Source organism: Enterococcus pallens ATCC BAA-351 (genome assembly GCF_000407485.1).
Taxonomy (GTDB): Bacteria; Bacillota; Bacilli; order Lactobacillales; family Enterococcaceae; genus Enterococcus_A; species Enterococcus_A pallens.
The window spans coordinates 92,490-114,765 of record NZ_ASWD01000006.1; the positions used below are offsets into that span (position 1 = coordinate 92,490).

Genomic DNA, 22,276 nt, shown 5'->3' on the forward strand with positions numbered 1-22,276 from the left:
TTAATTTTCCTCCTTGTTTGGGAGGATTAACCATTTTCCCAATTCATAATCAACTTCTTCTGGATTAAACGGAACGAAACCTCCATTCGGAAAAAAAGTAAGTTCCCCAAAATATATCTTTTCATTCTCTGTAAAAAGATCTACTCTCACAAATGGAAAATCCTCAGCTAATTTCTCAGCTACTTCAATTAACTTCCGTAAATTAAAAGGTTTGGAAATTTCTTTACCTCTTGTTTTACCATTATAAATATCTAGTTCTTCCCATTTAACTGAATACCAGTTTTCCTTTGTTTCAGTACCCCTTTCAGATACAACTAAAATAATTTTTACACTTCCATTAAAACAGAATAATTTGTAATCATTAGGAACTCCTCCATCTTCTCCCATGATTAACTCCTCAACTAAGATACGCTTAGGCATATCATAGTACACCCATTCCTTGGTAAATCGAAAATAACTTTGAGCATGACTATTCCTAATTCTTTTAATAATGCAGTTTACATCCAAATTCTTTTTGTCTTTACAGATTACCACATCCCCTGAACCATTGCTTGGTTTTAAAACAAAACTAGATGGCAGAGTGTCAAAGTTGACTTCATCTATTGAGTTCCATTCACCAACTTCAGGAATTAAATAATCGATCCCAATTTTATGGATGACATAATCTCGAACATCTATTTTGTCAGCACATTTTTTTGCTAATTCATCTTTCCAAAAGATTTTCAACCATGCAAGTTTCTCGGTAAAGGCCCTAGGATTATCCAAATCCAGTTTTCTTTTGAATATTTTTTTGTACATGAATGCCAAATATCTTTTATCAGTCATAAAATTTAGTAAACCAACCCTTGCTGGTATGAACCATAGACCACCAGGCTTTTTAAATAGATACTCAATTTTTTTCAACTAAAGTTTCTCCTTTATAAACTTGCAAAGTTTTAGTCGCTATTTTTTTCCAGTTATATCTTTTTTTAACAGAGTCTCTGCTTTTCTTCTTCATTTCATTTACTAAACTTCTATTTTCTATAAGATGTTCTAGCTTATCGTTCAAATCCTCTATGTCCCCACATTTGAAACTTAATCCACTATCTCTTACAACATCCAAATTTTCAGCAATGTCACTAACGAGAACTGCATTACCAAAACTCATAGCTTCTAACAAGCTCAATGGCATTCCCTCAACTTCACTAGGTAAAACATAAAGATACGAGTTACTAAAAAGTTCATTATATAATTGTCCACTAACATGACCCACAAATATTATTTGAGGGTCATGTTTATATCTATCTTTTAGAGAATCACTATAGCCATCATTCTTTATTCCTTCACCAGCAATCACAAGTTTTTTTTTAGTTTTTAAATTTTTATAAGCATTAATCAAATAATGGAGCCCCTTTTCAGGTACTAGTCTTGCTAGAAATAGTATATACTCATCTTTTTCTAAGCCCCATTCATTTTTAATTAAACTTGCTTTCATATATTCCGTTTCTCGGACTCCGTTAGGAATAAATATAGTTTTTTTTTCATATTCCTCAAAAAAATATTCAGCAATTTTTTTCGAAAGCACTATTAATTCATCCGAAAACTGTGCAGAAATTTTTTCACCAAATAAAAGATACTTCCTAGCAAGTCCCCCCCATTTGGATCGTTGCCAATCTAATCCATGATTTGTTACAATTACTCTTATCCCAAAAAGCTTGGGTAACCAACACATTGCGGATGGTCCTTCTGCATGATAATGAATAACATCATAATTTTGAGTGATTGCATGGAAAGTTGCAAGTATAGAATAAATTAATGCGTTCAGACTACTTCTTTTAGGAGTCGGGATGGCAACTATTCTAATATTATTCTCAATACAAAAATTATTCACTATAATTTTATTAAGTTTCCCTCTATTATAGATGACAACTTGGTGCCCCATTGAACTTATTTCTCGAGATAATTCTTCAACGACAACCTCTACTCCACCACTCCTGTTAGGGACTTGTTTGTGACCAATCATTGCAATCTTCATCTGCTACCTCTTCATATCTATAAAAAATTGGTAATCAATAAGCTCCATTTGGAATAATCATAATCCTTACAGTCTTCCAAATAATCTTAATATCATTCATCAAACTCTGCTCTCTAATATATTGAATATCCAGTTCAACCATTTCCGCAAAGTTAACTTCATTTCGACCACTAATTTGCCAAGGTCCAGAGCAACCTGGTTTAACTAACAATCTTTGCAGATCATACCGACTGTATTCCTTAACCTCTCTTGGTAAAGGCGGACGTGGTCCAATCAGACTCATATCTCCCTTAAGCACATTAAGTAATTGTGGCAGCTCATCAATACTATTACGGCGAATAGCTTTCCCAATTTTCGTTACTCGAGGGTCATCTTTCATCTTGAACATGGCACCCTTTATCTCATTTTCAGCTAATAGCTCGGCCAATTTTTCTTCTGCATCCACACACATTGAACGGAATTTGTACATAGTAAATTCTTTACCATTTCTCCCAACCCGTGTCTGTTTAAAAAAGATTGGTCCCTTAGGCTCTTCCTTCTTCATCAAGATAGCAACAACAATGAAGACAGGTATTAGACAAACTAGTCCCACTGCACTTAATACAATATCTATTATTCGTTTCACACATTGGAATCCAATGCGGCTACTAATTTCATCTGCGTCCAACCAAACTGTTTCTACCTTCTCAACAGGCGGAACTTCGTCTTTAACTACATGCTTGTCCATCTTCCCCGCTCCTTCACATTAACTCCTGGTAATTAAAAGGTGCTACTGGATCGCCGTTGATAATATCACGGCACATTTGATCCATTTGTTCCCAACGTTTTTCCCCAAAATGTTTTACTATGTACTCCGAAGCTTCCTTCAAGTAGAAGTCCCGCTGCTTCAAGCGATGAGCATCCGATGCTACCATTTGTACTAACCCATTTTCGACTAATCGGTGACTCAGCTTTTGAACTGGTTTTCCAAAAATACCCACAATACTTGGCGCAGTTAGTTGAGCCAAACACCCCATATTTAAAAAGTTCAATAATTGATTGGGTTCTTCTTGAAAACCAAGATTTCTCTCTGGGTGCACAATAATCGGTATCTTATCCATTTGTCGTAAATCATAAAGCACCGTTTCTGCATAATGTGGAATCTCTGCTGTGGGAAACTCGATTAATACGTATTGATCGTATACATCCGCGAAAAGGATACGATCTTCTTCTATCTCTCGAACGAGTTGATCATGTATACGTACTTCTTGTCCTTCAAACAAAGTTATTGGAATTCCCTTATCATCAAAAACTGCTTGCAATTCCTCAACTGCAGGAATCACTTCGTCCTTTGGATTTTGATAATGTCTATTGTGGTGTGGAGTACAAAGGATGTGGGTAATTCCTTGCTTAACGGCTTTTTTCGCCATTTTTATACTATCGTCAATTGTCTGAGCGCCGTCATCGACTCCCGGTAATATATGACAATGTAAATCCAACATCCTTGTTCCTCCTAGCCGTAATAATAATAACCAGCTGAATCGCCTTTTTTCTTACCGTTGTAAATTACACCTAGAATATTGGCTTTTGCTCTGGTTAATAATTCTTTTGCTTTAATAACATCTTGTTTCTTTGTCTTGCGCTCACGAACGACCAACAGTGTTCCATCCGTGTGAGCTGCTAAGATCTGTGCATCTGTTACTGTCGCTACTGGCGGCATATCGAAAATAATTACATCAAACTCTTCGCTCATTACATTCATAATGTCCAGCATTCTTTGTGATCCTAATAGTTCAGATGGATTTGGTGGCTTTGGCCCACTGGTCATTACGTATAAATTATCCACTGAGCTTGCTTGATAATAACGATCAATTGAAGCCTCTCGATTGGTCAATAAGTTGCTTAGCCCCGTTGCATTCGGTAAGCGGAAACTAATCGCCACACTCGGTTTTCTTAAGTCGGCATCAACTAACAAAACTTTACTACCAGCATTCGCAAAAACGATTGCCAAATTTGCAGAAGTAGTTGATTTTCCTTCTGATGGTCCAGAAGAAGTAACCACTAGGGTTTTAATTTCTTTATCCGCTGATGAAAAGCTGATATTGGTTCGAATAGTCCGATATTGTTCGGTGGTAGTTGAGAAGTTATCGGTGGCTGCTACTAAGGCAACCGGTAATATTTCAGTTTTTTTCTTTGCCATGACTTCCTCCTACACACGTTTCCTTGATTGTCGTCTGCCAGCTGCTGTGGCTGCTTTTGCTGGTGCTTTGTGCGTTGTTTGCGGTCCTTGAGCATTTCGACTGTAACTTAATTCTTTTTTGTTCATTTCAGTTACTTGACCTAAAATTGGTAAGTCCAATGTTTCAATTACAAAGCGTTCGTCTTTAACTGTTTTGTCCAATAGCTCCAATAAGAAAGCAATACCGATGCCTAACATAATACCTAAAGCAGCTCCAATTACTAGATTCAGCTTATTGTTGGGCGAAACGGGCTTAGTAGGTGTCTGAGCGTTTGACGTAATTGTTACTTTACTAACACCCAATACTTCCTGAGCTTTATCTTGGAAAATTTGTGAAACTTTGTTAGCAATAACAGCTGCTTCTTGTGGATGTTGAGCAGTCGCAATTACTTGGAACATTTGCGAGTTTTGAGATTGCTCTACAGCAATCATGTCTCTTAGATCTTCACTGGTTAGGCTATAATTGTTCTCTGCCTGGAGTTGATCCCGAGCAGTGTCAATGACTAAATCACCGGTAATCATATCTTTATATGTATTAATCAGCAGAACATTACCATTGATATCATTTTGTAGATTAGTATTTGGATTTTCAGCGGCACTCGATTGCACAATCATCTGTGTTGAGGCACTGTATTTAGGGGTAATAATGAAAAAAGTAACGGCACCTGCGATTAAGATACCTGCTAGCGTACTAACAAGTATCATGCCGATGCGTTTCTTTAAGATGTCAAAGATTTCCCCTAAGCTAATTGTTTCTTCCATTTTATTCTCCCTTTACCCGACTAACATTTTTGCGACGTAAAACTTCACTAACCAGCACTAAGATCACTGCTAAGACTAAACTAATGATTCCAGCTTTAACAAAAGTGAGATCAAAAGCCTTCAAGTAATTAGTGATAAAATGATACATTCCTTCAGATGTGATCCCTAAACGATCAATGACCCCACTAAAGTAAATGTACAGTGGTAAAGCTGTTAACATTAAGCCCGCACCACCGATAACAGCTCCGGCAAAACGGAGACGACGATGCAGCCATTTAGTCGTAATCATTAAGCCTATAAAGACAAGTAAAAAGGCCACCCCAACAATGATCATTAACAGCGTCAATGTTTGATTGTAGGCCATCACTTTTTGTCCGTATTCTAATAGGTAAGGAATTGCGACGTAGGATTCGAAAGCTCCGGCAGCGGTATCGTTCAATTGATCAATATTCGCTTGGGTTGCTTCGTCAATATCGATTCCTTTTTCTGCTGCGTAACGATCAACAGCTGTTTGAATGTTCTTACTAAGCTTATCTTTACCAACTATGTTAAATGGAACACCTGTGTAAATTCCGCGAATATAGTTATCCACATTCTCTTCGACAACTTCTCTGGGAACCACTTCAGCTAATTCATCTGGAGGAATATTACTTCCTCGTCCATAGTCTTGAATGCGTTGGGTAACGTCTTTTTGTACTCGTGTTACATAATCTGCTTGATGAATTTGATCAACCATGAACTCTTGGTTGAACAATGTGGACTTAACACAGGTCAGGGCCAGCAACGAGAATAGTAACAGAGAACTGATGAAGGCTAACAGCCAACGGGCAAATTTTTTCGATGTGCTCATGCTTCTCTCCTATTCATTCTCATTAATCATTGGTCCTGATGTGTAGTCTGCAGTGATAAACAACCGCTCATCAGTCATCCCTAAGCTATCAATTGGATAGCAGGTATATAAAAGTGCAACCCGTTTGTCTCGTTGATAGATCAAATCGTTGATTGCTTTATCGTCTTTATTTGCGACTTCTTTATTGGAAACAGTAAATACATAATTGCCATAGGTTGTCTGGATCTGGATCTCATCACCGACGTTAATCATCGCTAATTTTCCAAAGCCATCAACATTGTGGCCGCCAATTAAGCTAGTTCCCTGTTCACCAGGATAAACCGAGCCCATAAATTGTCCGGCACCTAAACGTAAAATTTCATCAGTATCTCCAAAATACAACGGAACATTCAAATCGATGGGTGAAACAACTACCTTACCATACTGCTGTCCGCCAACTGGATAAGTCAGTTCACTAGATGGAAGTTCGTTGTTTTCATTAACCTTTGCTTGAACTTCTTCTTCTTTAACAACTGTAAAATCTTCAGCAGCTTGAGCGTCAAATGTCGGTGCATCTGTTAGCAAGAATAATTGTATGGTTGATGTCACAAATTGAATGACAGGTTTTCCGATTACGTACATGAGAGAGTATCCGATTACTAAAAAAACAACTGGGGCAACGATTGCCGCCCCAAGTCTCTTTAGCCAAGAAGTTTTCTTAGGCAACACGCTTTTTAGCTACGACAAACGCACCTGCTGCGAGTACCAATAAACTTCCGAATGATGCAAAACTAACCGCGTAATTAGCGCCAGTTTGTTTCACTGCGCCACCAGAAGCATAAACAGTGTTTTTGCCTGGAGTTACAGTTTTAACATTAGCTGCACCGTTGTTTCCAGTTCTTTCAGAAATAGTTACTGAACCTGGAGCAAAAGTTGCAGTTAGACCCAACGCATTCGCTGCTGAAGAAACAATGTTCTTCAAATCATTGATCACATTACGTGGGAACAATTTGATTAACTCAGGTAATGAGTTAACATTTGAAACATTCACGTTTTGAGCAGCTGCAATTGCGCGTGCTTGTTGAATGTAACCAACAACCGCATCAACCTGTGCAGTAGAGACATCGTGTTGCTTCAAGTAGTTTTCTGCTTGTGCACGATCTGAACTTGCAAAAGCAAAATTCTTGCCACTTACAGTAACGCCTTTGTCCATCTCTGTTAAAATACGTTGCTCGTCTGCTGTGATCGCGCCATCCGCGTGTGCAGAAGGAGCAGCTAATAAGAACACTGCCATTACTGCTAAAACAACACTAACAAGTTTTTTCATTCGACAGACCTCCTTTTTTAGTTTTATTTGGAAAAGAGTTAGACTCTGAATCCCGTGATTTAATGCGCAATTAAGTAAAAATAACCCCCTGACCAAATTGTACACAGGCCAAACTATGCCATTTTAATTAATCACTGTTCACATTATACTTTCATCTAGCTCAAAATACAACAACACTATTATAACTTTCAGATTAAAAAACGCTGTATAATCGTAAGTCGATTTGGTTAATTTCATTGTATCTATTATTTTATACATTGTTTATCTTTGTTTACTGGTTTTTAAGCGATAAATGTATTCTAATAAGAAAAAATATTTCTTTTACCCCTTGAAATCCTGGAAAATAACAACAATTTCAATTGAGTAACTTTTTTATTTTTTCTGAAAATTCAGGCGCCCTTTCATAAAAAAACAAAAAAACGAAAGAGAATTCTCTTTCGTGAAGTGTTTTGTAATATCTGTCATCTAATCTGCCTCTCATATTTGCCTTACATTTATGCTGCTAAAAGCTTGTCAACACTCAAAATGAAGGAATTTGGTTCATTTCATCAAACAAACTACATAGAAACTAAACTAATAGATTACTTTTTTTAACGCATCATAAAAAAATTTCTTTTCACGGCAATACTTAGGCTTTTTAATAAATTACTTACTTACGTGTACGTTATCAGCTTGGCACGCAGGAGTTTGCTTTTACATTTACAGGATTTGGTAAAGAATTTGTTTACCAGAACGAAAGTTATGAGGACCATGAAGTACTTTTTCTGCTATTTACAAGATTATTTCGAAACAAGCGAGTGAAGACTTATTTACTTAACACTCGCTCCTTGATTTTTTAACTAACGTATTCGCTACGCCATTTGAAACTTAGACAGCTTAACTCATTTATGTTCTTTCGTTTCCAATTTCTAAACAATAAAAAAAAGACCGAAAAGAGTTTTCTTTTCAGTCTTCTAGTATTTAGCTGATGATAGTTAGTGTTACTGATCGACGTCCCCATTGAATACATTGCTCGACGGTTGGGAAGTGGACGTCCACGATATTTCCTTTGATTGCTCCGCCGGTATCACCAGCAATCGCAATTCCGTAGCCGGAAACTTCTACCATTGACCCTAGTGGAACCACTGAAGGATCAACTGCAACTACCTGCGGATTTTGACGAAGGTCAATTCCTAAAGCAGTGTAGAAGGTATTAACTGACTCAGCACAAGAGTAGGCTGTTGACTGCATCTGAATAGTGCGCCCAGATGTTGTCGGTGTACTTGGTGCTGGAGCAGGTGCAGCTGGTTGCTCTGGAGCAGCAGATTGCTGCGTTGATTCTTGTGTTTGTGTTTCTGAAGTTGTGCTGGATGCTGCAGAACTTTGCTGTGCTTGTGAAGCAGCGGCTTGTTCTTGCTGCGCTTTGGTCTCGGCCGTTTTTTGGGCTTCGGCTTTCTCAGCAGCTTCTTTCGCTTCTTTTTCAGCTTTTTCTTTTTGGGCCTTTTCTGCCGTTAGACGCGCTTGCTCTACTTCTTTGGCCTGGCTAATTTCTTCTAGGCTGGACTTCTTATCTGCCAGTTCAGTCTTCAGGTTCGCCATTTTATTATCTAGCTGAGAAGATTCTGTTTTCAAGCTTTTTTCGTTAGCTACCAGTTTAGCCTGAGCTGCTTCTTGTGTTGCCTTCAATTCGTCTAGCTTAGCTTTTGCTTCATTTAGACTGATGACTTTTTCTTTTTCAGCCTTTTGAATAACCGACATAGCATACGCACGATTCAAAAAGTCATTGAAGTCTTTTGCTTCAAGCAGAGCGGTAATGGTACGATCGGTCGTGCTGTTTAGCTGCACTTCCTTCATTCGTTCTGCGATAACTTCTTTACGCTGCTCTATATTCTTTTCCGTTTCCGCAATCTCTGACTTAGTCTGTTCGATTGTTTGCTGATTGGCTTCAATCTCGCTGCGGATTCCGTTTACCTCTTGATAGGTTTCGTTTACATCATTTAATGCCAACTGTAGTTCTGCACTGATTTTGTCACTTTGGCGTGCGATAGTTGTGGCTTTTTCATCTAGCTTATCCAATGATTCGGCTTGTGCGAATATTGGCGTCAGCATACTTGCGCTTAACAAAACTGTCGCAAAGATACCAAATGTCTTCCCCTTCACTGCATTTCCACCTTTCTATCTTCCCTTTGGTCATTATACGCAAAGAAAGGAACAGTGATGTTGCATGCAGGTTACAGTTTGTTACAAAAAGATGAAATTTCATAAAAAATTAGCGGTAACTAACCTTTCTAGTCGTTTTTGTCTTTACGCAGTTCTTTTACTAACTTGCGGATTTCTTCTATTGAAGTAGTGAATTCTTTGGATTGCATATTAGGGAATCCTGACAAGAAACGGCGTTCCTGCAAATTCAAACGGGGCAAGCGTCTTCCCTCGTCTTTTTGGCGAAGCTCAGTCAGCCAATCATAGCGATCGGAAACCTGTTGTTTGATTTCTGACAGTCGCTGACTGGAAAGATCCTTGTTTTCCTCCACTGTTTGCTGCAGCTGGTCCTTCTTCTCTTGAATTGCTGCATTCAATTCATTAATTCCACGACGGAAGGATGGAACGCTGCTTAGGGTAAAACCTAAGTCAAAGCTAATTAACATTAATAAACCAATTGGTAGAAAAATACCGAAGCGATCACCCCAGCTTGCTACCAGCAGCATTAGCCGCGGATTTAATACTTCAACAATCACTAAGCAGCAAAGTCCCCAAAAAATCGAAACCGGAACGGCTACTCTTCCATTAATATTAAGGGGAACAGTTTTGTAATCCCAAAGACTGGCATGAAATAATTTCTCTAATAAAAGGCTGGTAATATATTCTAATGTGGTTACTAAAATAAATGCTAAACAGAAAACCACCAGTTCATTGTTCTGATACGGCGCTATAAAGTATAAAACCCCCAGCACGCCAAAACCGTAAATAGGCGTAATTGGTCCCAATAGAAAACCACGATACACAAATTTCTTAGCTTTAATCGAACAGTAAATAGTTTCCCATATCCAGCCAATCAAGGAATAACAAAAAAATAAAAGCACAACAATTGTAAATTCTCGTTCCATCGTCCCCCTCCTTTTGTTTGATTCTACCAGATTTCTTTCAAATCACGTATCAAAATTCGTTCGTTTTCTAACAAAATGAGCTACAATGGGAGGGAACCCTATTTTTTAAGGAGGGAGTTTTTCTATGGTTCGGCTATTACGTTATGCCAAAGAATACCGAAAACAGGTTATTCTTGGGCCATTTTTTAAATTTTTAGAAGCTGTTTTTGAACTAGTTCTGCCCTTATTTATGGCGCGGCTAGTGGATGAAGGGATCGCTAAGAATAATCCGGAGAAGGTTATTGAAATGGCTTTGTGGATGTTCGGCTTATCCATCCTTGGGTTGCTTTGTGCTTTGGTGTGCCAATATTATGCCTCTATCGCCTCTCAAGGCTTTGGAACCGTATTAAGAAATCAAATGATGAAACATATCAACAGCTTTGCTCATAAAGAGTTGAATCGTTTTGGGACAGATACGTTGATTACACGAATGACCAATGATATTAATCAAATGCAGCAGGCCTTGGCCATGCTGATTCGCTTAGTCGTACGAGCACCTTTCTTAAGTATCGGATCAGTCATTATGGCCTTCTACATCGATTGGCAGATGGGCTTGATCTTTTTGATTTTGCTGCCTTTTTTCTGTTTGATTTTGTATTTAATCATTCATTATTCGGTTCCTTTGTATCGCAAGGTGCAGCATCAGCTGGATCAATTGAATCAGCTGGTTACGCAAAACTTAAGCGGAGTCAGAGTTATTCGGGCCTTTGCTCGAACCAAAACAGAAACAGATCATTTTGGCGAAAAGACGGTGGAGCTGTCGGACTTAAACCAAAAAGTTGCGAATATTTCTGCTTTGCTGTCGCCTAGCACAACCTTGATTATGAACATTGGTGTCGTGGCATTGCTATATTTTGGCGGATTTAAGGTAAATGTTGGTCATTTAGAGCAAGGTCAGGTATTGGCTTTAATTAATTACATGAATCAGATGCTGTTGGCTTTGATCGTGGTTTCTAACTTAGTTGTTCTATTTACACGAGCTGCTGCCTCAGCCAATCGAATCAATGAAGTTTTTGACACGAAACCTTCATTAGTTGAAGAGTCAAAAGATGTGCTGCCTGATGTCAAAGCTCCTTTGGTTCGCTTTGACCATGTTGACTTCCGTTACACAGAAGATTCCGGCTTGGCTTTAGAGGATATTACCTTTGATTTGCCGGAAAATGAAATCTTAGGAATCACTGGAGCAACCGGTAGTGGAAAATCGACCTTGATTCAGTTAATTCCCCGATTTTATGACGCTTCAGATGGTCATGTATTGGTTGAAGGCAATGATGTAACAGTTTGGCCTTTAAGGCAATTGCGCTATGAAATCGCGATGGTTCCTCAAACGGCTGTTTTGTTCACTGGTACAATTCGGGAAAACTTGCAGTGGGGAAAACCGGATGCCACCGATGAAGACTGCTGGCAGGCATTGGATACTGCTCAAGCAACAGAGTTTGTAAAAGGTTTGCCTGAGGGCTTGGATACAGCGATTTTCGAAAATGGGAAAAACTTCTCTGGTGGACAGCGACAACGTTTAACCATTGCCAGAGCGTTAATTCGCAAGCCTAAGCTATTAATTTTGGATGATTCGCTTTCTGCCTTGGACTATCAAACCGATTTGGATTTACGAACTGCTCTGAAGAAGGATTTGAATGCTTCGGTCATTATTATTTCCCAACGTTTGCGTTCAATCCAGGATGCACCCACAATTCTGCTTTTAGACAATGGAAAATTAGTAGCTAAGGGCAGCCATGAACAGCTGATGCGAGATTCTGAAATGTATCAGGAGCTGGCTGCGTCACAAGCAGAGGGAGGTGCAGCGCATGAATAAAAAGAAGAATTTCTTTCGTTCGCTTAAATTATTTGGCCCTTACTTAGCTGCCTATCCAAAAGAATTGACTGCTGCAGTTGTCTTAGGTATTGCTAGCGGCGTTACCTCCGTCATGATGACTTATTATATTGGTGTTGGTGTGGACCAAATGGTAGCGGCTGGACAGGTTGACTTTAGTCGTCTTTTCCACATTTTGTCGCTCTTTATTGGATTGTTTTTAGTAACAGTTGTCAGTCAATACTTGATTCAACGGCTCGGAAACAAAGTAGCCTTTGATTCAGTCGCCAGCCTGCGGGATAAAACCTTTCGGCATTTAAACAAGCTGCCCTTAAGCTATTACGATCAATCCTCGCAAGGAGATATCGTCAGTCGTTTTACCAATGATATGGACAACATTTCTACAGCTGTCTCGGCAGTGTTTAATCAAGTGTTTTCCGGCATGTCAGTTGTATTGGTTGCATTGATTTTCATGCTTTATCTTAGTCCATTGCTGACGCTGGTTGTATTAGTGGCAACGCCAATCATCTTCTTGATCACTTATATCGTAGCCCGAACTTCACAAAAATACTTTACTAGTCAGCAACGGATCGTTGGACAAATTTCAGGTTTTATTACTGAAATGGTCGGCAATCAAAAAATCGTGAAGGCTTTTCAACGAGAAGACGTGAACCAGCAAAATTTCGAAACCATTAATCAAGAGTTGTATGTCCGGGGACAAAAGGCACAGTTCGCCTCTTCTTTGACTAATCCATCTTCTCGCTTTGTGGATCATCTAGGCTATTTAATGGTAGGGTTAGTCGGTGGCTTGTTGGCCTTGCAAAGTTCTCATGGAATTACGATTGGGATGATTTCCAGCTTCACCATTTATTCCAGTCAATTCACCAAACCATTTATCGAATTGTCAGGAATTACGATTCAGCTGCAAACAGCGGTTGCTGGTTTGGATCGTTCCTTTGATCTATTAAATCAACCCGTTGAAAAACCGGACTCCGCTGATTCTATTGCCCTGGATCAGGTAAAAGGCGAAGTGGAATTTGATCATGTGTACTTCAGTTATCGACCTGGTCAAAAGCTAATTGAAGATTTTAACTTGAAGGTAAATCCTGGGGAAACAATTGCGATTGTTGGTAAAACCGGTGCCGGAAAATCGACCTTAGTAAACTTGTTGATGCGTTTTTACGAAGTGGATCAAGGTAGTATTAACATTGATGGGACTGATATTCGTAACATTCAACGAGAAAGTCTGCGAAAACATTTTGGTATGGTGTTGCAGGAAACTTGGCTGATGGACAGCAGTTTGCGAGCTAATTTACGTTATGGTCGCAAGGAAGCAACAGACGAAGAAATTTATGCAGCATTAAAGGATGCGTACATGTATGAATTTGTCATGCGGCTACCGAAAAAACTGGATACCGTAATCGGCGAAGCTGGTTTGAAGCTTTCAGATGGGCAACGACAGTTATTGACGATTGCTCGAACGATGATTAGTCGGCCACCTATGCTGATTTTAGATGAAGCTACCAGCTCCGTCGATACTTTAACTGAGAAAAATATTCAAAATGCTTTCTTAAAAATGATGACTGGACACACCAGCTTCGTCATCGCCCACCGTTTATCAACGATTCAAAATGCTGATCAGATCTTAGTGCTGGATCAAGGACAAATCGTAGAAGTCGGAACGCATGATGAATTGCTGCAAAAGGGCGGTTATTACAAACGTCTGTATGAAGCACAATTTTCGAATCAAGGGATATAAAAAATCTGCTCCTGTTTGCAAGCTTATTTGCAAAGGAGCAGATTTTTTATTTCAACAACCCAAGTTCAGCCTTCCAGTTCAGCACTCGTTCAACAGATTGATTCAGCTGATCTTCGCTATATTTTCCCTCTTGAATGGCCTGCAAAATATAAGGGATTTGACTGCCATAGCTAGACGATAGGATAAGATCATTGCCTGCTTGTAATGCTTGCAGTCCAGCCTCTTCTTGAGAAGTGAAGGCAGCCAAGCCAGCCATGTCCATGTCATCAGTCATTACAACACCATTAAAGCCCAATTCTTGACGAATCACCTCATGAACCTTAGGTGAGATTGATGCGGGACGATCAGGGTCAATAGCATTACTAATATTATGCGAAACCATCAGACTGTCTGCCCCTGCTTGAATGCCTGCTTGGAAAGGCAGAAAATCATTGTTTCGTAATTCCTCGATTGGACGATCGTCGGTTACGATTTCAACGTGAGAATCTCGGTTATTGCCATACCCAGGAAAATGCTTTAAGGTAGAACCGATTTTTGCTTGCTTCATTGCCTCTACACTTTTAGTGACATATTCACTGGTGCTAGCCGCATCCATCCCTATCGTACGATTGTAGATAAATGATTCTGGATCCGTGGAAACATCCGCATCAGGTGCCATTCCTACCTGTATCCCTAATTCATGAAAAATAGTTCCTTTACGGGCGATGTCATCTACTATTCCCTGCCAACCGTCCCTTTGATACAACTCTTGAGGACTAAGAAACGGTGGGTTCACTAGTTGATTACGGCTTAGTCGACTAACCACTCCCCCTTCTTCATCAGAGCCGATTAACATCGGGTATTTGCTTACTGCTTGATAGCTAGCGATTTTCTGCTTCAGAGAGTCTGGTGATTCTCCTTCCATGTCACGATCAAATAGTAAATAGCCTCCTAAATGATAGGTTTGGATATCGTCTAGTTGATTTTCCAATGGAACGCGAACCAAAAAGAGCTGACCGACTTTTTCTTCTATCGTCATTTGCTCCAGCATCCTCTTCACCTGTCCTTTTTCACCTGCTTTGGGTTCTTCAGCTGTAGATGCAGATGATGATTGTTGCTTTTCTTTAGTAGTATCTGTCTCAGAATCTGCGCTGCATGCACTTAAGATCATTCCAAGTAACACAACGACGAATAAATAAAATCCTTTTTTTCCCATGAGTGCCTCCTTCAATCGTTTCATTTTACCATGAACGTTTTATCTTTTCCGAAAAAAAGGCTCCTCTATAATTGGAATAAAAAAAGTCCAGCTGCTAAAGCCGGACCTGGTTGCTTATTGCTTTAAAATATACCCTTTACGCCAAACAGTTTGGATGATTTCTCCATCGATATCGTTGGATTCAAACTTCATACGCATATTTTTGATCAGGGAAGATAGTTGAACCATTCTTGATTGCGTGGACTCTGTCCATAACAATTGGCACAATTCTTCTCTTGATACCGTATGACCTCGTTCTTGTTTAAGCTTTTGGAAGACTTTGAACTCACTTGCGGAGAAGGAGGCCAAGACATTTTCCATGTGCTTGCTGTCGAGTTTTGAGAACTGACCTGAAGCAAATGAATGATTTCCTTGATTTTCTACACCCAAATTGTAATAAGGCAGGGAAATTAATTCACGGATTTCTTCAGTTGAGGCATCAGAATGCAGCCAGCCTGTAATCTGCTCTTGGTTCAGTATCGATTTTTCTTCCTCCACAAAGGAACGATCAGCTTTCCGGAAAATTAAACGTCCATCATTTACAAGGCGCGGCAATATGCTTTCTACTTCGTGACAGGAAATAGTTTCACTCAAAATTATGACCGAAAAGTATTCAGCCAATTCGGCACCTTCATCTCCTGCTAACAGTAACTCTAATGTGCTTGAAGATGCGAACACCTCAAAGTTCAAACGTTGTAATTTTTGCAACAATTCTTGTTCAGACAACACGTTCTTGGTTAGTAATAGTATTCTAATCATGTTTCCCCTCTTTTGATTATTAATTTTGTAAAAATTAAACTTTCTATTACTATACAATAAAATAATATTATAGTCTCGTGTTTTTAGAAAATTCTTTTTTGTTCAATTGCTGTTGTTAAAGAGACAGAATCCCTTTAAGTATAAGCTTTATACCTTCTTTTCCCACATTTTTTACAGAATCATAAAAAATTTGTTTTTTTGCAAATAATAGGAAAAGAAAAATCGCAGTAAAAACTGCGATTTAGGCGATGATCTTTTTCAATTTCTTTTCTTGTTTAAGTGCCTTGTCGAAAATTGGTAAGTTAAAGTGTTTGTATAATGTGCCAGCAATAAAGTAGGCAATATTGTAATCCACCAAGCTGTGAATTACCCCGCCGATTCCCATCAGGATAAAGACTGTATATATATATCCTTGTGAGTAATAAGTATCCGGCATGTTCCCCATGAAGTAAAAGACACTGACAACTACCATTTCAACTGCCGAATGAATAATACCGATAATCAGATTGAATAGTTGAAATTTGCCGTTAGCCAAAGTGAATTGCCCATTTTTGAAAACCAGCTCTGGATGCTTTTGTAAATAGCGAGCGCCTAATATAGCAAAAACTAAATGAGACAATGCCCGTAAAGCAATAATTGGCGAGGTAGAAATGAAAAAGCCAAAAGCAGTTCCTAATACAACGGCTACTGCCATCCCCGGCGAGAAAAACATAGCGATAAAGACGGGTACATGGCTAGCTAGTGTAAAGGATGCTGGTGGAATTACCACTTTGGGCATGACCATCGGGATCAATACCCCTAACCCAATTAATAAAGCTGAAATCGTTAAATGTTTCACAGAATTATTTTTCATTATTTCCTCCTGTTTATGTGTCTTGACATAAGTAACTGTTTTCCAGTTTAGTCCAAACTATCCGATGTGTCAAGACATAAAAACAGAAGCATGAATTTCATGCTTCTACATCTGTACTATTTTTGCTAAACGACGTTGTCTTTCAGCCTGTGTTAATCCATGTTCAGCTGCATAGCGATTGTGTTCGTGACAGGCACAATCGTATGAGCATGCACCTAAATAGCGAGCTTCATTTTCCTCTGAAACTAGAATTTGGCGGTTGCATTCCGGATTGCTGCAGTTGATATAGCGTTCACAGGGCGTTCCGTCAAACCATTCTTTTCCCACTACCTGTTTGTCTACTTGATTGATTTCGACACTGATTCGCTCGTCAAAGACATACATTTTTCCATCCCAAAGCTCTCCTTTGGTGGCTGGATTTTTGCCGTAATTAGCAATGCCTCCATGAAGCTGCGCGACATCCTCAAAGCCTTCTCGCAGCATCCAGCCAGAAAACTTTTCACAGCGAATGCCACCGGTACAATAAGTTACAACCTTTTTATCCATAAATTTCTCTTTATTGGCACGAATCCATTCTGGTAATTCGCGAAACGCTCGGATATCTGGGCGAACGGCTCCACGAAAATGCCCTAAATCGTATTCGTAATCATTTCTGGCATCAATGACGACAGTATTTTCATCTAATAGAGCAGCTTTAAATTCTTCAGGCTCTAAGTAATTTCCCGTTAACGTCGTAGGATCTATATCATCTTCTAAATTCAAAGAAACTAATTCTTTACGAGGACGAACAAACATCTTTTTGAACGCATGCTCTTCACTCTCGTCCACCTTAAAAAAGGTATCCTTAAAGCGTTCGTCTTGGTGCATAAAGTCCATATATTGATCTGTCGCTTCTTTGGTTCCTGATAAGGTTCCGTTGATCCCTTCTTCAGCCACCAGAATACGTCCCTTTAAATCTAAGGAGCGGCAAAATGCCAAATGTTCCTTAGCAAACTGCTTCGGATCGGTAATTGGTGTGTATTGGTAATAAAGTAAAACACGGTAATCCATCCTAATTCCCCACTTTCTTTATTTACTATACGAAAAGTTCAGAAAATTGACGACTCCTTTGCTTGTTTATTGATGTACAAGCGCAGTAAAAAAAAAGAACCAATCTAAGCGGCGATTAAGCGGCTTTCGATTGGTTCTTTAAATTATTGGACTGGTTCGCCAGTCGTTTCTGTTGCTTCTGCTGGTGCAGGTGCTTCTGGCGTTTGCGGATGGGCTGCCAAATATTGAGCCACCCGGTTTTCAGCATTTTGCTGCAAATTGTAATAATAGAAACTAATATCATTGTTGTGGAAGGAGCCTTCAGGGAAAATCTTTCTGGCACTTTCAGGCATGCCATAGCGAGAGACATCAGCGGTTGAACAAATAACTAACCCACGAGATGTGTCTACCCGAGCATCAGCTATGCCCATCGCTTTTTCATAGTTCCCTTCATCATTACGCACATAAGAGCCTAAATTGGCCTCTACTGGCGCTGGAGTATCATCTCTGGTCCAGGTGATAGGATTAATCGCAATCGCCCCAGGAGCACTGGTAGACAGCTCTCCGCTAAAGTTAGCCGAAACTGTATTGTAAGAAATAATTACCCCGGTATCGTCTGGTCCGCTGGCGAATTTTGCTTGCGGATTGGCTTCTAGTTCTGCTTGTGTAACGGATTGACCTAAAACATAGGCCGCTACCATACGTTCATTGACCTCAGGATTCTTTTTCAAATAGTCAAATAGGATTTCTTTGACCATGGCTGCTCCTTGAGAATGTCCGACTAAAATAAACGGACGGCCATTATTGTAATTTTCGATATAGTAATGGAATGCTGCTAGAACATCGGCTTTAGGTACACCGTTAACGTATTCTTCTTGTTTTTCCTTCGATTGACTTAACAACCAGTTTGCATCCAATTGACGATAATATGGCGCAAAAACATTTCCGCTGCTTTCAAAGGCGGACCCTTGATTAGCTAGGAAAACCTGTGCTCCTGCCCGCATGCTTAAGTTGTCAATTTTCGAAACAGGTGATTGATTTCCCTGTTTTTGGTAAGCCGTTGGATATAAAATAAATACATCAGCTGGTTCAGTAGGATCGGTTGTCTTTGCCAACCAATTATCCACATCGTGGTAATCAGATGCTTCAATGGTATCTCCTTTTTTAGCTGGCGTTTCTACTGCTGCTGATTGTTTGGTGTCTTCTTTCTTGTCTTTTTGACTGCAAGCTGACAGCAAACCTAATGCCAATAGCCCAACCATGGAGCCGTAAATTAATTTTTTCATGTGATGTGTTGCCTCCTTGCACACAGTATAAATAATTTCTGCGTAAGATAGCAGAGCTGCGGCTGCTTTTTAATAAAAAATACGAAAAGAATTATTCTTCTCGTATCGGTTTATTGGTTTCTATCGCATTAGAAAGCTTCGCAAACTCTTCTAAAGATAACGTTTCACCTCGTCGCTTCGGATCAATTCCGGCTTGCTCCAGGCTCTGCTCTAACCAAGCACGTGTCACTTCATCCTTACCATAGCTGTGCAGTAAATTATTCCAAAGGGTTTTCCGACGCAACGCAAAGGCTGCCTTTGTTAAACGGAAAAACTCTTTTTCATTGGTTACCGTAACTGCTGGCTGTTCCCGGCGGACTAGGCGCAGAATTGCCGAATCCACATTTGGCTGTGGAATAAAGACAGTTTTAGGCACAATAAAAGCAGTAGTTGCTTCCATATAATATTGCACCGCAATTGTTAAGGAACCATATGCCTTTGTTCCTGGTTCAGCCGAAATACGATCAGCAACCTCTCGCTGCATCATCACGACCATTTCATCAATCGGCAATGCGGAATCCAGCAAATGCATCATAATTGGTGTCGTAATGTAATAAGGCAGATTCGCCACTACTTTAAGCGGACCCGCTTGATCAAAGTATTCAGCTTCTTGTACTAGATTTGCTTTCAAAACATCCTGGTGAACCACTTTAACATTATCATAGGGGCTCAGGGTGTCCGCTAGTACAGGAATCAGTCGGTCATCAATTTCAAAGGCTAATACTTGATGAGCTGCTCTAGCCAAGTGTTCAGTCAAAGCTCCAATACCTGGTCCCACCTCAATTACGTTGGTGTGAGCATCAATCCCAGCTGTTTCCACAATCTTTTGTAAAATATTTGGCTCAGTTAAAAAGTTCTGGCCTAAGCTTTTTTTAAATGAAAAGCCGTGCTTTTTTAAAATTTCTCTCGTACGTGAGGGTGTTGCAATATCTTTGTTCACAAGGTTTCCTCGACTTTCTTCATCGCCGTGTGCAATTCTTCTTCTGTAATCCGAAACATGGCTAATCGCTTTTCTAATTGCTTCGCGTTGGTATAGCCGATGCGCAGCTCCTCGCCTAGACGTTCCCGTTTTTCGCGGGCTTGAGCTCCCGCTATTAAACCATACTCCATCAAGGTTTGTCTAGGGATATTTGTCCCTTTTGTTTCTGTAGGAGTAACAACCTGTCGCAAAGCTTCAATAATAGCCTCATCGCTGGCATGTTCAACCCCTAAGCTTGCGCCCCGTTTAGCAGGTGCGGCCATTCGTCGTGACAAAAAGGCATGCTTAGCATCTGGAATTTCCGCCATAATCGTTTTACGAATTTTTTCTCCTGAGAAATCTGGATCGGTGAAGACAATGACTCCGCGGGTTTCCTGCGCGTGCTCGATTTGTTCCAGAATATCTTGGTTGATTGCTGATCCCCGGGTTTCGATGGTATCCACGTCTCCAAAGACTTCTTTTAATCGTTTGGTATCATCTTTGCCTTCTACTACAATAATTTCTTCAAATACCGGCTCAGTCATAGGCACCAATCCTAAATAGACGATGAGCATTTTCGGTTGTCTGCTGAGCAATTTCTGTGAACGGCATTTCTCGCAGCTCGGCTATCTTCTCTGCCACGTAGCGAGTGTAGCCAGGTTCGTTGCGTTTGCCGCGGTAAGGCATCGGTGCCAAATACGGCGCATCTGTTTCGACCAACAGCTTATCCAAAGGCACTACCTTGGCTGCCGCTTGAACTTCCGGTGCATTTTTAAAGGTGACCACACCAGAAAACGATACGTGCATCCCTAAATCTAAGAAACGCTTCGCCCACTCATCATCACCGCTGAAGCTGTGCATGATCCCCCCGATAGAGCGGATATCTTCTTCCTTTAACACTTTATAGGTGTCTTCCAAGGCCTCACGAGTATGAATACTGATTGGCAGCTTCATCTCCTTAGCGATAGCAATCTGACGGCGGAAAACTATGTCCTGTACGTCTTTCGGGTCCTCCATCCAGTGATAATCCAAACCGATTTCACCTAAAGCAACGACCTTGGGCAAGGTTAATTGCTGGATCAGCTTTTCCTCTACAGCTTTTGTGTAGCTGCCGGCTTCAGTAGGATGCCAGCCGATAATCGAGTAAATTCCTTGATAGGTTTGGCTCAGCTCCAAGCTTTTTTCAATTGTTGGTGTTTCAAAGCCCACCACCGCCATCTCAGTGACTCCAAGCTCTTTTGCTCGTTCAACGGTCTCAGGTATTTCATCTTTAAATTGTTCAGCGTTTAAATGGGTATGTGAATCAAAAAGCATGATTTATTCGCTCCTTACCTTTATCTAATTCTCCAGGTCATTCTTGTCCAACTACCATTTTACTACAATCTTCTAGTAAATGCAGAAATGGCCGATTTCTATAGGTAGTTTTAATTTATGGCGAGATTAAACGTCTGAATTAGAAATGAAGAGCGCTCGGTTGTTTTCTTTATTCAGGACTCTTTATCCCTGAGAAAAATATCAGTCGTACATCTTTAGACGGATGTACATTGGAGGAAAAGCTTCTATAATGGGGTAGCCTGCCAGTCTGTTTGTTTAGAAACTGGCAGTTTAGTTAAACTATCTGAATTGGAGGCTTTTTATGCATAATTTTCAGCGTGACTATCCAAATGCGGCCAAAGCTTTGAAGCAAAAATTTCCTGAAAAGGCGCCCTTAAGCAGTATCTGGCATTGGGTGGTTTTGGCGCTTTTTAGTTTCTTAAGTGTCGCAACAATTCCGAATCAATTATGGACAATCGGTTTATTGATAGTAGTAACAGCTTTAATCAAAGGTCCCGGATTGCTTATTTGGGGCATTGCTTATTCTTTTCTAGTTAGTCTCTTTCCGCCATTAGGAATCGTGTTGTCCGCGATCTTTTTTCTGTTAAACATCCGGTTGTTGACTAGAAGCTGGCGCGTAAATATGATTACCACTCTTTTTTACCTGTATCCGTTAGGTCTGAGTATTTTGCAGCACTTTACCGGCTGGACCGAGCATTGGCAAACCGCTTTACTGCTGGTTCCAGGTTTAGTCATTTTGCATTTCAGTCTTACAAAGGTCTACAGCTATCACCCAAATGCTCGACAAGTTGCCTGGACTATTCTGGCAACACCATTTGAGCTGCTGTCCTTGCTGCTGCCTAAACGTTTCAAAAATCGTTTTAAGGGACCAGACTATCAGAAAAGACCGACTATCAATAAAACCACTCGCTATTAACCCACACAAAAACATCCGCAGGCCTT

22 protein-coding genes are annotated in these 22,276 nt (G+C 40.0%); 3 read left to right on the forward strand and 19 right to left on the reverse strand.

Features of this window, described 5'->3' with window-relative positions; all coding sequences use genetic code 11:
- The 11 genes from I588_RS22025 to I588_RS22075 all read right to left on the reverse strand — a co-directional run bounded on the left by I588_RS22025 (position 1) and on the right by I588_RS22075 (position 10,233).
- On the reverse strand, positions 1-903 hold the full coding sequence (locus I588_RS22025; protein ID WP_010756819.1) for an ATP-grasp fold amidoligase family protein: 903 nt from the start codon (positions 901-903) through the stop codon (positions 1-3).
- The gene (locus tag I588_RS22030) at positions 890-2,014 is read right to left on the reverse strand and encodes a glycosyltransferase family 4 protein (protein WP_010756818.1); all 1,125 of its coding nucleotides are present in this window, start codon (positions 2,012-2,014) and stop codon (positions 890-892) included. The genes I588_RS22025 and I588_RS22030 overlap by 14 nt, the downstream gene beginning before the upstream one ends.
- A gap of 34 nt (positions 2,015-2,048) precedes the next feature.
- Positions 2,049-2,741 (reverse strand): sugar transferase, encoded by a 693-nt coding sequence (locus I588_RS22035; protein ID WP_010756817.1) that lies wholly within the window; start codon positions 2,739-2,741, stop codon positions 2,049-2,051.
- Positions 2,742-2,754: 13 nt separating this feature from the next.
- On the reverse strand, positions 2,755-3,495 hold the full coding sequence (locus I588_RS22040) for a tyrosine-protein phosphatase (RefSeq protein ID WP_010756816.1): 741 nt from the start codon (positions 3,493-3,495) through the stop codon (positions 2,755-2,757).
- Positions 3,496-3,506: 11 nt separating this feature from the next.
- Positions 3,507-4,193, reverse strand: a complete 687-nt coding sequence (locus tag I588_RS27400) for a CpsD/CapB family tyrosine-protein kinase (RefSeq protein ID WP_010756815.1) — start codon at positions 4,191-4,193, stop codon at positions 3,507-3,509.
- Positions 4,194-4,202: 9 nt separating this feature from the next.
- Positions 4,203-4,994: a YveK family protein gene (locus tag I588_RS27405; RefSeq protein ID WP_010756814.1), complete on the reverse strand. Its 792-nt coding sequence runs from the start codon at positions 4,992-4,994 to the stop codon at positions 4,203-4,205.
- Position 4,995: 1 nt separating this feature from the next.
- Entirely contained in the window at positions 4,996-5,844 is an 849-nt protein-coding gene (locus I588_RS22055) for an energy-coupling factor transporter transmembrane component T family protein (protein ID WP_010756813.1), read from the reverse strand.
- A gap of 9 nt (positions 5,845-5,853) precedes the next feature.
- Positions 5,854-6,465 (reverse strand): class D sortase, encoded by a 612-nt coding sequence (locus tag I588_RS22060; RefSeq protein WP_010756812.1) that lies wholly within the window; start codon positions 6,463-6,465, stop codon positions 5,854-5,856.
- Positions 6,466-6,541: 76 nt separating this feature from the next.
- Positions 6,542-7,150: a hypothetical protein gene (locus I588_RS22065; protein WP_010756811.1), complete on the reverse strand. Its 609-nt coding sequence runs from the start codon at positions 7,148-7,150 to the stop codon at positions 6,542-6,544.
- Positions 7,151-8,110: 960 nt separating this feature from the next.
- Positions 8,111-9,289, reverse strand: a complete 1,179-nt coding sequence (locus I588_RS22070) for a 3D domain-containing protein (protein ID WP_010756810.1) — start codon at positions 9,287-9,289, stop codon at positions 8,111-8,113.
- 128 nt (positions 9,290-9,417) lie between these two features.
- Positions 9,418-10,233, reverse strand: coding sequence for a putative ABC transporter permease (locus I588_RS22075; RefSeq protein ID WP_010756809.1), 816 nt, complete (start codon positions 10,231-10,233; stop codon positions 9,418-9,420).
- A 124-nt stretch (positions 10,234-10,357) separates the two neighbouring features.
- On the opposite strand from I588_RS22075, the gene I588_RS22080 reads away from it, so the two are divergent.
- Together I588_RS22080 and I588_RS22085 are read left to right on the forward strand one after the other, a co-directional pair.
- Positions 10,358-12,085 (forward strand): ABC transporter ATP-binding protein, encoded by a 1,728-nt coding sequence (locus I588_RS22080; RefSeq protein WP_010756808.1) that lies wholly within the window; start codon positions 10,358-10,360, stop codon positions 12,083-12,085.
- Positions 12,078-13,841 carry an ABC transporter ATP-binding protein gene (locus I588_RS22085; protein ID WP_010756807.1) on the forward strand — a complete coding sequence of 588 codons (1,764 nt, stop codon included), beginning with the start codon at positions 12,078-12,080 and terminating at the stop codon, positions 13,839-13,841. Before I588_RS22080 ends, I588_RS22085 begins: the two co-directional genes overlap by 8 nt.
- 46 nt (positions 13,842-13,887) lie before the next feature.
- Here the strand turns inward: I588_RS22085 and I588_RS22090 are convergent, their stop codons facing one another.
- From I588_RS22090 to I588_RS22125, 8 genes are all read right to left on the reverse strand, one after another.
- Positions 13,888-15,036 carry a glycoside hydrolase family 3 N-terminal domain-containing protein gene (locus tag I588_RS22090; protein WP_010756806.1) on the reverse strand — a complete coding sequence of 383 codons (1,149 nt, stop codon included), beginning with the start codon at positions 15,034-15,036 and terminating at the stop codon, positions 13,888-13,890.
- Positions 15,037-15,150: 114 nt separating this feature from the next.
- Positions 15,151-15,834: a helix-turn-helix domain-containing protein gene (locus I588_RS22095; protein ID WP_010756805.1), complete on the reverse strand. Its 684-nt coding sequence runs from the start codon at positions 15,832-15,834 to the stop codon at positions 15,151-15,153.
- A gap of 241 nt (positions 15,835-16,075) precedes the next feature.
- Complete coding sequence (locus tag I588_RS22100) at positions 16,076-16,687, reverse strand: hypothetical protein (protein ID WP_010756804.1); 612 nt, start codon at positions 16,685-16,687, stop codon at positions 16,076-16,078.
- Between the two features lie 105 nt (positions 16,688-16,792).
- Complete coding sequence (gene trhO / locus I588_RS22105; RefSeq protein WP_010756803.1) at positions 16,793-17,737, reverse strand: oxygen-dependent tRNA uridine(34) hydroxylase TrhO; 945 nt, start codon at positions 17,735-17,737, stop codon at positions 16,793-16,795.
- 143 nt (positions 17,738-17,880) lie between these two features.
- Entirely contained in the window at positions 17,881-19,002 is a 1,122-nt protein-coding gene (locus tag I588_RS22110) for a DUF3089 domain-containing protein (RefSeq protein ID WP_010756802.1), read from the reverse strand.
- Between the two features lie 91 nt (positions 19,003-19,093).
- Positions 19,094-19,981 carry a 16S rRNA (adenine(1518)-N(6)/adenine(1519)-N(6))-dimethyltransferase RsmA gene (gene rsmA, locus I588_RS22115; protein WP_010756801.1) on the reverse strand — a complete coding sequence of 296 codons (888 nt, stop codon included), beginning with the start codon at positions 19,979-19,981 and terminating at the stop codon, positions 19,094-19,096.
- Complete coding sequence (gene rnmV, locus I588_RS22120; protein WP_010756800.1) at positions 19,978-20,544, reverse strand: ribonuclease M5; 567 nt, start codon at positions 20,542-20,544, stop codon at positions 19,978-19,980. Before rnmV ends, rsmA begins: the two co-directional genes overlap by 4 nt.
- Positions 20,537-21,313, reverse strand: a complete 777-nt coding sequence (locus tag I588_RS22125) for a TatD family hydrolase (RefSeq protein ID WP_010756799.1) — start codon at positions 21,311-21,313, stop codon at positions 20,537-20,539. The genes rnmV and I588_RS22125 overlap by 8 nt, the downstream gene beginning before the upstream one ends.
- A gap of 322 nt (positions 21,314-21,635) precedes the next feature.
- On the opposite strand from I588_RS22125, the gene I588_RS22130 reads away from it, so the two are divergent.
- Positions 21,636-22,250 (forward strand): hypothetical protein, encoded by a 615-nt coding sequence (locus I588_RS22130; protein WP_010756798.1) that lies wholly within the window; start codon positions 21,636-21,638, stop codon positions 22,248-22,250.
- Positions 22,251-22,276 lie beyond the last annotated feature (26 nt).

Bases quoted from the DNA above. Each gene is read 5' to 3' on its own strand.
- I588_RS22030 (WP_010756818.1), bottom strand. From the start codon at position 2,014: ATGAAGATTGCAATGATTGGTCACAAACAAGTCCCTAACAGGAGTGGT.
- I588_RS22035 (WP_010756817.1), bottom strand. From the start codon at position 2,741: ATGGACAAGCATGTAGTTAAAGACGAAGTTCCGCCTGTTGAGAAGGTA.
- I588_RS22040 (WP_010756816.1), bottom strand. From the start codon at position 3,495: ATGTTGGATTTACATTGTCATATATTACCGGGAGTCGATGACGGCGCT.
- I588_RS27400 (WP_010756815.1), bottom strand. From the start codon at position 4,193: ATGGCAAAGAAAAAAACTGAAATATTACCGGTTGCCTTAGTAGCAGCC.
- I588_RS27405 (WP_010756814.1), bottom strand. From the start codon at position 4,994: ATGGAAGAAACAATTAGCTTAGGGGAAATCTTTGACATCTTAAAGAAA.
- I588_RS22055 (WP_010756813.1), bottom strand. From the start codon at position 5,844: ATGAGCACATCGAAAAAATTTGCCCGTTGGCTGTTAGCCTTCATCAGT.
- I588_RS22060 (WP_010756812.1), bottom strand. From the start codon at position 6,465: ATGTACGTAATCGGAAAACCTGTCATTCAATTTGTGACATCAACCATA.
- I588_RS22065 (WP_010756811.1), bottom strand. From the start codon at position 7,150: ATGAAAAAACTTGTTAGTGTTGTTTTAGCAGTAATGGCAGTGTTCTTA.
- I588_RS22075 (WP_010756809.1), bottom strand. From the start codon at position 10,233: ATGGAACGAGAATTTACAATTGTTGTGCTTTTATTTTTTTGTTATTCC.
- I588_RS22080 (WP_010756808.1), top strand. From the start codon at position 10,358: ATGGTTCGGCTATTACGTTATGCCAAAGAATACCGAAAACAGGTTATT.
- I588_RS22085 (WP_010756807.1), top strand. From the start codon at position 12,078: ATGAATAAAAAGAAGAATTTCTTTCGTTCGCTTAAATTATTTGGCCCT.
- I588_RS22090 (WP_010756806.1), bottom strand. From the start codon at position 15,036: ATGGGAAAAAAAGGATTTTATTTATTCGTCGTTGTGTTACTTGGAATG.
- I588_RS22095 (WP_010756805.1), bottom strand. From the start codon at position 15,834: ATGATTAGAATACTATTACTAACCAAGAACGTGTTGTCTGAACAAGAA.
- I588_RS22100 (WP_010756804.1), bottom strand. From the start codon at position 16,687: ATGAAAAATAATTCTGTGAAACATTTAACGATTTCAGCTTTATTAATT.
- trhO (WP_010756803.1), bottom strand. From the start codon at position 17,737: ATGGATTACCGTGTTTTACTTTATTACCAATACACACCAATTACCGAT.
- I588_RS22110 (WP_010756802.1), bottom strand. From the start codon at position 19,002: ATGAAAAAATTAATTTACGGCTCCATGGTTGGGCTATTGGCATTAGGT.
- rnmV (WP_010756800.1), bottom strand. From the start codon at position 20,544: ATGACTGAGCCGGTATTTGAAGAAATTATTGTAGTAGAAGGCAAAGAT.
- I588_RS22125 (WP_010756799.1), bottom strand. From the start codon at position 21,313: ATGCTTTTTGATTCACATACCCATTTAAACGCTGAACAATTTAAAGAT.
- I588_RS22130 (WP_010756798.1), top strand. From the start codon at position 21,636: ATGCATAATTTTCAGCGTGACTATCCAAATGCGGCCAAAGCTTTGAAG.